Source organism: Brevibacterium aurantiacum (assembly GCF_007558825.1).
Lineage (GTDB): Bacteria > Actinomycetota > Actinomycetes > Actinomycetales > Brevibacteriaceae > Brevibacterium > Brevibacterium aurantiacum_A.
Window position 1 is genome coordinate 63,198 of record NZ_VLTK01000003.1, and the last position, 11,886, is coordinate 75,083.

An 11,886-nucleotide genomic window follows, 5' to 3' on the forward strand; every position below is an offset into this window, starting at 1 on the left:
TTCAGTTGTCGAGTTCAATCGTAAGCGTCCAGGCTCTCCTCGTGCCGGAGGATTCTGTTCTGATCTTGGAACAGGTGCTGACGGTCAGTCCTGTTCGATGAAGTCGATCTCGGCTACCGTGATCTCTTCACCCTTCACCTCAGTGGTGAGATTCTGGATGCGTCCAGCGGCCGTGAGGTCGCCCTGGGCACTGTCGATCGCCGCGACGACAGCTGCCGGCGCATGGATGGTGAGGCTGCGCACCTGAGTCTTCTGGGAGACCTTGGCCTCGGTCTTCGACCTCCGGATCTCGGTGAGCACCGAGGCGACAGAGATGAGCAGGTCCGGATCCACGGACGAGTCAGGCTGTGTCAGCTGCTCGTCTCCGGGCCACGGTGACCTGTGCACAGATCCCGATCTCCACCACGACCACACCTCTTCGGTCACGAAGGGCATGATCGGAGCGAAGAGACGCAGGAGGACGTCGAGGGCAGTTGCCAGAGTGACATGAGCCGAAAGCTGATCGCCCTCGCCCTTGGCGCCGTACGACCGGTCCTTGACGAGTTCGACATAGTCATCGGTGAACTCCCAGAAGAAGCTCTCCGCGGCTCGCAGAGCGTGTGCGTAATCGTAGGCCGCCATATGCGTTGAAGCGGTCCCGATGACCTCGGCGAGTTTCTTGAGCAGAGCTCGATCGAGATCGTGCGTCACGGAACCGAGCTGGCCGACGAGCCCGGAGTGAACCCCCTGGGCCAGCGCGAACTTCGAAGCGTTGAGCAGCTTCATGGCCAATCGGCGCCCGATCTGCATCTGCGTCACGTCATAAGCTGTATCGGCTCCGAGTTTGGCGCTGGCCGCCCAGTAGCGCACCGCGTCGGGGCCGAAGCCCGGTTTCGCCTCGCCGAGGATGTCCGAGGGGACTACGACGTTGCCCTTCGACTTCGACATCTTCTTGCGATCCGGATCAAGGATCCAGCCGGAGAGGCCGGCATGCTTCCATGGTGCAGCGTCATTGAGCGAGTTGGCCCGGACGACAGTGGAGAACAGCCAAGTGCGGATGATGTCGTGGCCCTGAGGGCGCAGATCGAAGGGGAAGACCTTGGAGAAGAAGTCTTCGTCGCGACTCCACCCACCCAGCAGCTGCGGGGTCAGAGATGAGGTTGCCCACGTATCGAGGACGTCCGGATCGGCAGTGAAGCCACCGGGCACGTCACGTTGGTCAGCGGTGAAGCCGGCGGGAACCTCGGCGACGGGATCGGCGGGCAGGGACTCGGGAACGATCGGATCCGAGTAGTCAGGTTCCCCGGCCGAGTCCAAGCGATACCACAGTGGGATCGGTACGCCGAAGTAACGCTGGCGGGAGACCAGCCAGTCACCGTTGAGATTCTCCACCCAGTTCTCGTAGCGTGAGCGCATGAACGCCGGATGCCACTCGATCTCACGACCGCGGGCGATGAGCGCGTCGCGGAGTTCGGCCGAGCGTCCGCCGTTGCGGATGTACCACTGGCGGGACGTGACGACTTCGAGGGGCTTGTCGCCCTTCTCGTAGAACGGCACAGGATGTGTGATCGCTTCGATCTCGCCGATGAGGTCACCGGATTCGGCGAGCATGTCCGCGATCTCCTTGCGGGCGGTGAAAGTTGTCTTTCCCGCCAGCTGCTCGTAGTTGGCCACGGCATCGGGCTTCGGCGACGACGCGATCCATTCGGGGACTTCGAGGTTGAGTCGTCCACCCCGGTTGATGACCGCGCGAGTGGGGAGGTCGAGTTCACGCCACCAGGTGACGTCAGTGAGGTCGCCGAAGGTGCAGACCATGGCAATGCCGGTGCCCTTGTCCGACTTCGCGAGTTCATGGGCGCGAACTTCGACGCTGACGCCGAAGAGAGGTGAGACGTACCTGGATCCGAACGAGGAGGTGTAACGCTCGTCCTCGGGATGAGCCACGAGTGCCACTACCGCGGGAATGAGCTCCGGACGGGAGGTGAGAATGACGATCGGCTCCGCCGAGGTGTCGGCGAGACCGTCGGTGCCCTCGGGGTAGAAGTTCACCTTATGGTAGGCGCCGTCCTTCTCCCGGTCTTCGAGTTCCGCCTGCGCGACGGCAGTACCGAAGGTGACATCCCACATGGTGGGGGCGTCCTGGGAGTAGGCGTGACCGTTTGCGAGGTCGGAGAGGAAAGCCTTCTGGCTGACCGAGCGTGATGTGTCATCGATGGTGCGGTAGGTGTACTTCCAATCCACGGACAGGCCGGTGGAGCGGAAGAGGTGTTCGAAGATCTGCTCGTCCTCGGCGGACAGGGTCTCGCAGAGTTCGATGAAGTTCTGACGCGAGATCTTGACGAAGTCACGAGAGTTCTTCGCGGGCTTTGCCGGCGGCTCGAAGTTCGGGTCGTAACTCTGAGTGGGATCGCAGGTGACCCCGTAGTAGTTCTGGACACGTCGTTCCGTCGGCAGACCATTGTCATCCCAGCCGAGGGGGTAGAACACGTTCTTGCCCTGCATGCGCTGATATCGAGCAATGATGTCAGTCTGCGTGTAGGAGAAGACGTGCCCGACGTGCAGAGACCCCGAGGCTGTGGGCGGGGGAGTGTCGATCGAATAGACCTGCTCACGATCCGTATCGACGTCGAAGGCATAGACTCCGCTGTCGCTCCAAGCGGCGTCCCATTTGTCCCGAAGTCCCTCAAGAGCCGGCTTATCCGGCAGGTTCACTGACTCGTGCGTCGAGTCCGAAAAGGCAGGTGTGTTCATAATTGTTGATTTTCTCACCCGGGCGGCCTGGGGCCAAACCGATGTTCGGGCGTGAGCGGACTTCAGTGGTTCTTGCCACTGAAACACGCTGCCAGAGACACACGCTGCCAGAGACACACTGAATGGAGCGTGAGATGCGTCTGCGAACGGAGATGAGAATATTGGACCATGGCGCCCTTGGACAGAATCGGATCAGAGAACCTGCCGCCTACGTCGACCGCGTGGATGAACCCAGCCCGTGCGATCGCGATCGTGGCAGTCGTCGCCATCCATTCGCTGGGGACAGTCGTTGAGGAGAACTACGCGACCATGGGCCCCGACTGGTGGGTCGCCAACGGCTTCGACTCCGCAGCTCGGTGGTCGGTTCCTGTGTTCATCATGATATCTGGGGCCTTGGCACTGGACCCGGCCCGCGGGAACAAACCGCGTAGATTCCTCAGCAAGCGCGTCTGGAGAATCGGAATCCCGCTCGTGTTCTGGACGGCCGTATACGTCGTCTTCAGGCGCTTCTATCTGCTCCCGACAGACGACGGATGGAACCCGGGAATCGCGATCCTGACCGGTTCTCCGTTCGTGCAGCTCTACTTCCTCTACGTGCTCGCCGGCCTGACGCTTCTGACCCCGTTCTTCCGGCTGCTCAGCGTTCACGGCTCGCGGCGCCTGCAATGGGGGACGGGTCTGATCTTTCTGGGCATCGGCATGCTCGACCAGTGGGCGAGCATCGTCTTCGATGTGGGTGAGGCCAATATCGCCACACGTTTTCTGCCGATGGCCGGCTTCTACATCCTCGGATGGGTGCTGCGGGACGTGGTGCTCTCCTCCCGTGGTGTGGTGCTGGCGTGGCTGGCACTTGCCGGTGCCATCGCTATGACCATTGTGTGGGCGGGACTCGGCCCAGGCGAGAAGCCGTGGGTCTTCCCCTACGAATACCTCTCGCCGGGGGTCGTCATCGCTTCGTCCGCCGCCTACCTCCTGCTGCACCATCACATGAATAACGGTTTCCGGCTCCTGCACTGGTTCTACCCGTACTCCTTTGGGGTGTTCCTGCTCCACCCCCTCGTGCTCTACCCCTTGCGCAATATGATGGGCCTGCCGACGACGGTCCCCGGTGTTCTCCTCCATGCCATCGCGATGCCGATCGTCTACACGGTCATCTGCGCTGTCATCACCTGGCTGGCGGTCAAGATTCCCGGCGTGCGCGCCGTCTTCGGCGAAGGGGGTCCCCGCAATCCGCATTCGAAGCCGAACCCGCGGCCGAACCGAGCGAGGAAGGCCGACCCGGACACCGCGAGCGCTTAGCCGCGACTGGATCTGCCGGAAGGTGATGAAACTCCGTAGACTGACCGGTGTCCCCTATGATCGTGTCCTCCACCGGACGCGACACACCCAGACACAGATGTGACATGCCCAGGTTCAGATGCGGTGAGCCCGGGTCCCGATCAGGGCCTGGAGCCACGAACAACGACGAAGAAGTACGGAGAGGTACAGCGATGGAAACACTCAGAGCAGTTGTGACAGGTGCGAGTTCGGGAATCGGCGCCGCTACGGTTCGCCAGCTGCGCGAGCAGGGCTGGGACGTCGTTGCCGTGGCACGACGAGAGGAGAAGCTGCGGGCGCTGTGCGAGGAGACCGGCGCCAGCTACGTGGTAGCTGACCTCACCGATGATGATGCGGTCGCGGCGCTCAACGCCGAGGTGATGGCTGGGGGGCCGGTGCACTCTCTGGTCGCCAACGCGGGTGCCGCGTACGGCACTGACACCGTCGCCGAGGCCTCGGTCGACGGTTGGCGTGACATGTTCGATATCAATGTCCTCGGAGTCCTCCGAGTCGTCAAGTCATTCCTTCCCGCTCTGATCGAATCCGGGCGGGGAGACATCGTCGTCATGTCCTCGACCGCCGGACACCAGGCCTATGAAGGCGGGGGCGGTTACGTCGCGGCCAAGCACGGCACACATTCGATCGCCGCGACGCTGCGACTCGAGCTCGCTGGTGAACCTGTCCGTGTGATCGAAATCGCACCCGGGATGGTCGCCACCGATGAATTCACGCTGAAACGAGTCGGCGGCAGTCAGGACAAAGCCGACAAGGTCTACGAAGGGGTGGAGAACCCCCTGTCCGCAGATGATGTCGCCGACGCCGTGGTGTACTCGCTGACCCGACCGCACCATTTCAATGTCGACCTGATGGTGATCAGACCGATTGCACAGGCCGCACAGCACAAAGTGGCACGCAACCAGGGCCTCTGAGTTCGGAGGCCGGGCGACTGCACCCAGCCAGATGATCGACACACCGGGCCAGGTGGTCGACACGTCGGGCCAAGGTATACGATTGAGGGTGCAGTGATCCGGCCATCACCGGGGAGCATCCGGAAGAACAGTGCGTTCGCCCTTTGCCGAAGGTATCGGTACGGGAGAAGGCATCCAGTAGAACCGGACGGTTGGACCCGTCATCACTCCGGCTATGAGCGATCCGCTGATCGTCTGTCTCACCCGACAGTCGTTGAGGACGGATAAGCGAGGTGGTACCGCGGCAGACATGTCGTCCTCGTGACAGTGACCGCAGTGACTGAAAAAGGACGCTCATGACGCAACCGTTGTATCCCAAGGTATCGACCTCGGCCTTCGGCCTCAGTGCCTCGCCGGATTTCCCCGCCATCGAAGACGCAGTGCTCGGCTACTGGAAACAGGACGATACGTTCCAGGCCTCAATCGACCAGCGCGACCCCGGCGAGAACGGTGAGAACGAGTTCGTCTTCTACGACGGACCACCCTTCGCCAACGGGCTGCCCCACTACGGTCACCTGCTGACCGGGTACGTCAAAGACGTCGTCCCACGCTTCCAGACGATGCGCGGCAAGAAGGTGGATCGCCGGTTCGGCTGGGATACCCACGGTCTACCCGCAGAGCTTGAGGCCGAACGTCAGCTGGGCATCACCGATAAGTCGGAGATCAGCGGCATGGGCTTGGCCGCCTTCAACGACGCCTGCCGTTCCTCGGTCCTGAAGTACACGAAGGAATGGGAAGAGTACGTCACCCGGCAGGGCCGGTGGGTCGATTTCGACAACGACTACAAGACGCTCAACGTCGAATACATGGAAAGCGTGATCTGGGCGTTCAAACAGCTCTGGGACAAGGGGCTCGTCTACGAGGGCTACCGCGTTCTGCCCTACTGCTGGAAAGACCAGACTCCGCTGTCGAACCACGAACTGCGGATGGACGACGATGTCTATAAGTCGCGCCAGGACCCGGCCGTGACCATCGGATACAAGCTCAAGGACTCCGACGAATGGGTCCTGATCTGGACGACGACGCCGTGGACTGTTCCGTCCAACCAGGCAGTCGCGGTCAATCCCGAGATCCCGCTGGCAGCCGTCGTCGCCGGTGAAGACGGTGCACAAGAGCTGCAAGGGAAGACACTGATCCTCGCCGAGGCGCGCCTCGGCTCATACTCCCGAGAGCTCGGGGAGAACCCCGAGGTGCTGCGCACATTCTCCGGCAGTGAGCTTCTCGGCCGTGAGTACGAGCCTCCCTTCCCGTACTTCGAGGGCCGCCAAGAGGAGTTCGGTGAACGGATGCACACCATCCTCGAAGCCAAGTTCGTCACCACGGACGAAGGCACCGGAATCGTCCACCAGTCTCCGGCCTTCGGTGAAGAGGACAAAGACCTCACCGATTCCTATGGCATCACCGCCGTGCGTCCCGTCGACGACGCAGGCTGCTTCGACTCCACGGTCGCCGACTACGCGGGACAGCAGGTCTTCGACGCCAACAAGGGCATCATCAAGGACCTGCGCAATGGCACCGGGCCGATGGCTGGTCGTTCGGCACTGCTGATCCGGCACGAATCATACGAGCACTCCTACCCGCACTGCTGGCGCTGCCGCAATCCGCTGATCTACCGCGCTGTGTCCTCCTGGTTCGTCCGGGTGACCGAGTTCAAGGACCGCATGGTCGAACTCAACGAGCAGATCAATTGGGTGCCCGACAACGTCAAGCACGGACAGTTCGGCAAATGGCTGGAGAACGCACGCGACTGGTCGATCTCGCGCAACCGCTTCTGGGGTTCGCCGATCCCGGTATGGACCTCAGACGACCCCTCGTATCCGCGCACCGATGTGTACGGATCCCTGGCAGACATCGAAGCCGACTTCGGTCGCCTGCCGGTCAACGACCAAGGTGAAGTCGACCTCCACCGCCCCTGGGTCGACGACTTGGTACGACCCAACCCTGACGATCCGACCGGTCAGTCGATGATGCGCCGCATCCCTGAGATCTTCGACGTCTGGTTCGACTCGGGATCCATGAGCTACGCACAGGTCCACTACCCGTTCGAGAACTCCGAGTGGTTCGACAATCATTTCCCCGCTGACTTCATCGTGGAGTATGTCGGACAGACTCGCGGCTGGTTCTATCTCCTGCACGTGCTCTCGACAGCGATCTTCGATCGTCCTGCCTTCACCAACTGCATCTCCCACGGCATCGTCTTGGGCTCCGACGGTGCGAAGATGTCGAAATCGCTGCGCAACTACCCCGACGTCAACGAGGTCTTCGATCGCGACGGCTCCGATGCGATGCGCTGGTTCCTCATGGCCTCATCCATCCTGCGAGGCGGCAACCTTGTCGTGACCGAGCAGGGTATCCGCGATGGAGTGCGACAGGTCGTTCTCCCGCTCTGGAACACCTGGCAGTTCTTCGCCACGTACTCCAACACCGCAGACGGGGCAGACGGAGAGAAGGCCGGTTACCGGGCCGAATCCCGCTATGATTCGAGCCAGGTCCTTGACCGGTATCTGCTGGCGAAGACTCACGACCTGATCGCAGAGTTCGCGGACGCCATGGAAGGCCTCGACATCTGGGCGGCCTGCGAACTCGTGCGCAGCTACCTCGACATGCTCACCAACTGGTACGTGCGTCGTTCCCGTCGCCGTTTCTGGGACGGCACGGAGGCGACCCACGAGTCATTCGACGTGTTCTACACCTGCCTCGAAGCCTTCTGCCGGGTCGCAGCCCCGCTGCTGCCATTCACCGTCGAGGAGATCTACCGTGGACTCACCGGCGAACGGTCGGTCCACCTGGCCGACTACCCGGACGCGAGTCTGTTCCCCGCCGACGATCAGCTCGTGTCCGCGATGGATCTGACCCGCGACATCTGCTCAACGGCCTCGTCTGTACGCAAGGCCAACAAGCTGCGGGTGCGCCTGCCTCTGGCCAAGCTCACCGTTGCTGATGACACCGACCTGGGCAGCGAGTTCACCGATATCATCAGCGATGAGCTCAACGTCCGCGAGGTCGAAGTGCTCGACGTCGCCGAGGCGGAAGCTGCAGGATTCTCCCTGTCGCAGAGTCTTGTGATCAACGCCCGCGCCGCAGGTCCCAGGCTGGGCAAGCAGGTGCAGCAGGTGATCAAGGCCTCGAAGACCGGCGATTGGTCGGTCGCCGACGACGGCACTGTCACCAGCGGTGGAATCGACTTGGTCGATGGCGAATACACCGTGGAGTCTGTGGCCGAATCCGGTACCGAGGGGATGGAGTTGGCCGCGCTCGACTCCGGCTTCCTGGCACTCGACACACGCGTCACCCCTGAGCTCGAGGCCGAAGGTGTCGCTCGTGACGCGGTTCGCGCCATCCAGGGAATCCGCAAACAGCTGGACCTGCACATCTCCGATCGGATCACTGTCGTCATCGAGGCGGAGTCGGATCTGGTGGCCGCGCTGAGCGCCCATCAGGACCTCGTCGCCGGTGAGACCCTGGCCACCTCACTCGACTTCGCAGAAGTCGATGGTGCCGAACAGGTCTTCACTCCTGAAGAGCTGCCTGCGGGAACTCGACTCGCTGTGAGCCGAGCATGAGCACACACGAGCGCGACGAGAAGACGCAGTCCCAGCTCGTCCGCGTGTATGCAGCTCTGCTGGCACGAGCGGGGGAGACTCAGATCGAGGTCCGACTCGACGCGACCCGTCGCGCCTGCGAGCTCCTCGGCGACATTCATCAGTCAGCACCGGTCATCACGGTCACCGGAACGAACGGCAAAACCTCGACCGCTCGCATGATCGACTCGATCGTGTCCGCTCACGACTTGAGAGTCGGCCGCTTCACTAGTCCGCATCTGCATTCGGTGACCGAGCGGATCTCTGTCGACGGCGGTCCTGTCGCCGCTGAGACCTTCGTCCGCATCCACGACGAGATTTCGCCGGTGCTCGACCTCGTCGACGCGGAGCTCGTCGCCGAGGGGCGGGGAAGGCTGACGTTCTTCGAGGCGCTGACGATCCTGGCCTTCGCCGTGTTCGCAGACGCCCCCGTCGACGTGGTGGTCACCGAAGTGGGAATGGGCGGCGAATGGGATTCGACGAACGTAGCCGATGCGCAGGTCTGTGTCTTCACGAAGATCGGCCTCGACCATCAGCAGTTCCTCGGTGACACGCTCACCGAGATCGCCACCACCAAAGCGGGAATCCTCAATCGCAGTCTCGATCCTTCCCCAGCACCGAATCCGGTCGCTGTCATCGCTGCACAGACCGAAGAGGCGCAGAATGCTCTGGACGCCGAGGTGGAGCGTCGGCAGACTCCTGCTCTGACCGAGGACCGCAGCTTCCGGCTTCTCGAACGCACAAGAGCGGTCGATGGACAGCTCATCACCGTGCAGGGAGTTCGGGATGTCTACACCGACATCTTCCTGCCGCTGCACGGTATCCATCAGGCGCACAATGCCGCTGTTGCGCTGGTTGCGGCGGAGGCGTTTCTGAGTGATGAGGACAAGCCGCTGGTCCTCGACACCGTGGCCGAAGGTCTGTCCCGTGTGACGTCACCCGGCCGGGCCGAGCTTGTCCGGACAGGCCCGGCGGTGGTCGTGGACGGCGCGCACAATCCCGACGCTGCCCATGTGCTCGCCGAGACCATCACCGAGGCATTCGATTTCGACTACACGGTGATGGTTCTGGCGATGTTCGCCGACAAGGACATCCTCGGCGTGCTCGAGGAACTTCACCGCAGCGCCGACGTGTTCGTCATCAGCCAGGCACTGAATTCTCGTGCACTTGATGCCCACGAACTCGCCGAGGCTGTCCGCGAATGGGTGGACGAGGACTCCGTGATCGAGACGCCGGATCTCAACGCAGCCTTGATGAAGGCCATCGACCTGGCCAACAACTCCGGGGCGACGAGTCCCGGGATCGTGGTCACCGGCTCTCTGCACACCGTGGCAGAGGCCCGTCTGCTGCTCGGCAAGGAGGACTGAGCCGATGAAATCGAAGTTTCCCGTCCTGTGCGGCTCGATCCTCATCTGTGAGCTCTTCGTCGTCTACTTCGCAGTGCTCACTGCCTACGGTCTGGCTGTGAAGGCAGCAGGATCCCTGACCTTGGGACAGCTGCTCCTCGGCGCGTCCGTGATTGCTGCTCTGGCCATCGTCTCGGTCCTGCTGCTGCCACGACGGATCGGCCAGAAGCGACCGGGTGTGGCACTGGGCTGGGTCGTGCAGATCCTCCTGCTGGCTTCGGGATTCCTCGTCACCTCTATGTTCTTCGTCGCAGCGATCTTCATCGCCCTCTGGGCGGTGTCGGTGTACTGGTCGGCGAGGATCGACAGGGAAGTGGCGGAACGAGCCTGAACCGCCTCGGCGGTTGATATCAATGAACTCGACGGCGGTTAAACTGTGACCGCCGATCATCGCACAAACGAAAAGGACCGGAATGGAACGCACTCTCATCCTCATCAAACCCGATGGTGTCGCACGAGGACTCGTGGGACAGATCCTCGCTCGGATCGAATCCAAGGGGTATGCCATCGATGCTCTTTCGCTGCGCAGCGCGACCGCGGAAGAACTCTCCGCCCACTACGCAGAGCACGAAGGCAAACCCTTCTACCAGCCCCTCGTCGACTTCATGTCCGAAGGATCGGTCGTGTCGATCATCGCCTCCGGCCAGGGAGTGATCCCAGGATTCCGATCGCTGGCGGGTGCAACCGACCCGACAGCGGCGGCACCGGGTACCATTCGCGGCGATCTTGGCCGCGACTGGGGCGAGAAGGTCCAGAAGAACCTCGTGCACGGTTCCGATTCCGTCGAATCGGCCGAACGCGAGATCGGAATCTGGTTCCCCGCCGAATAGATCTCAGCGCACAGACGCGGGTGCCCTGCAGTCGTCCTTCCTCAGAGGGATCGGCCACAGGGCACCCGCGTCATTTCATGGCAGTGGTGAGTTGGTCATTTGGGACCTGCTCAGAACAGAGTCGAGAAGAAGTTCCAGAACTGAACGACGATGCATGCTGCGATGACGAGCAGCCACAGAACGAAGATCGCCACATTCTCCTTGGCGAGTACTCTGGCCATCGGATTCCGCGCGATCCGGGCGCCGAAATTGCCGGCCAGAACATTGTGGGACGTGACAGCGACGAACATCGGGATCGTCATCGTCCACACCACCATGCACCAGGGGCAGCCGACGCCGATCTTGTAGATCGAGACGTAGAACAGGAACATGACGAGGACGGTGCCGAGGGCGAGGCCGATGTTGAGTCCCACCATGATCCACCTCGGGATCCTCGTCCTGGCGAGGAGCAACACGCCGAGGAGCAGCGGGAATATGAAAGCGCCGATTCCCAGGAGCTGATTGGGAAAGCCGAAGAGCTGGCTCTCGGGAGACTCCATCACCGATCCGCAGGAGAAGAACGGGTTGAGGTCGCAGGAGAGCACCGCATTCGGGTCTTCCAGCTTCTCGTACTTCTCGACGGCAAGAGCGAAGGATGCCAAGTAGCCGACGACGGATGCAACGATGAGGAAGACACCGAGACTGGTCGGCCGCAGGACCCAGGGTCGGGTCTGCGACGCCACGTCGATATCGTCGTCAGGGAGAGTATCTGTGGTATTCACACTCCAAGAATGCCTCCCCGGACACTGCGCGGCAAACGGGAGTGACTGTGAATAGTCACATACGGGAAGTGACGGAGACCATAGACGGCGGAGATCGAGCGGAGCACTTCGGTTGATCTGTGACATAATGGCCAGACGGATACCTGCTCTCACACCGAGCAGGAGAAGTGCCTCCACCGAGTCGAGGGTACGACCTCGCAGGTCGACACCAAGAAGAGGCAGCACCGAAGGCCTACGCGCTGAGCGCGAGCTGGAAGTGCCATCCACAAGTTTCGGTCCGACTTGGACCATGC

At 62.0% G+C, this 11,886-nt stretch carries 8 protein-coding genes; 6 read left to right on the forward strand and 2 right to left on the reverse strand.

The features are described 5' to 3' along the window. Positions 1 to 84: 84 nt before the first annotated feature. Entirely contained in the window at positions 85 to 2,730 is a 2,646-nt protein-coding gene (gene valS, locus FO013_RS05155; RefSeq protein ID WP_143921520.1) for a valine--tRNA ligase, read from the reverse strand. Between the two features lie 168 nt (positions 2,731 to 2,898). Here valS and FO013_RS05160 point away from each other — a divergent pair, with 168 nt between their 5' ends. The 6 genes from FO013_RS05160 (at position 2,899) to ndk (ending at position 10,832) form a co-directional block, all read left to right on the forward strand. Continuing rightward, positions 2,899 to 4,029, forward strand: a complete 1,131-nt coding sequence (locus tag FO013_RS05160; protein ID WP_143921521.1) for an acyltransferase — start codon at positions 2,899 to 2,901, stop codon at positions 4,027 to 4,029. Between the two features lie 191 nt (positions 4,030 to 4,220). Further along, entirely contained in the window at positions 4,221 to 4,976 is a 756-nt protein-coding gene (locus tag FO013_RS05165) for an SDR family oxidoreductase (RefSeq protein WP_143921522.1), read from the forward strand. 335 nt (positions 4,977 to 5,311) lie between these two features. Continuing rightward, positions 5,312 to 8,578, forward strand: a complete 3,267-nt coding sequence (gene ileS / locus FO013_RS05170) for an isoleucine--tRNA ligase (protein ID WP_143921523.1) — start codon at positions 5,312 to 5,314, stop codon at positions 8,576 to 8,578. Next, positions 8,575 to 9,963, forward strand: coding sequence for a bifunctional folylpolyglutamate synthase/dihydrofolate synthase (locus FO013_RS05175; protein WP_143921524.1), 1,389 nt, complete (start codon positions 8,575 to 8,577; stop codon positions 9,961 to 9,963). The genes ileS and FO013_RS05175 overlap by 4 nt, the downstream gene beginning before the upstream one ends. A gap of 4 nt (positions 9,964 to 9,967) precedes the next feature. Continuing rightward, positions 9,968 to 10,333, forward strand: coding sequence for a DUF4233 domain-containing protein (locus FO013_RS05180; RefSeq protein ID WP_143921525.1), 366 nt, complete (start codon positions 9,968 to 9,970; stop codon positions 10,331 to 10,333). 82 nt (positions 10,334 to 10,415) lie between these two features. Next, entirely contained in the window at positions 10,416 to 10,832 is a 417-nt protein-coding gene (gene ndk, locus FO013_RS05185; protein WP_143921526.1) for a nucleoside-diphosphate kinase, read from the forward strand. 110 nt (positions 10,833 to 10,942) lie between these two features. On the opposite strand, the gene FO013_RS05190 is transcribed toward ndk, so the two are convergent. Beyond that, the gene (locus FO013_RS05190; RefSeq protein ID WP_143921527.1) at positions 10,943 to 11,593 is read right to left on the reverse strand and encodes a vitamin K epoxide reductase family protein; all 651 of its coding nucleotides are present in this window, start codon (positions 11,591 to 11,593) and stop codon (positions 10,943 to 10,945) included. Positions 11,594 to 11,886 lie beyond the last annotated feature (293 nt).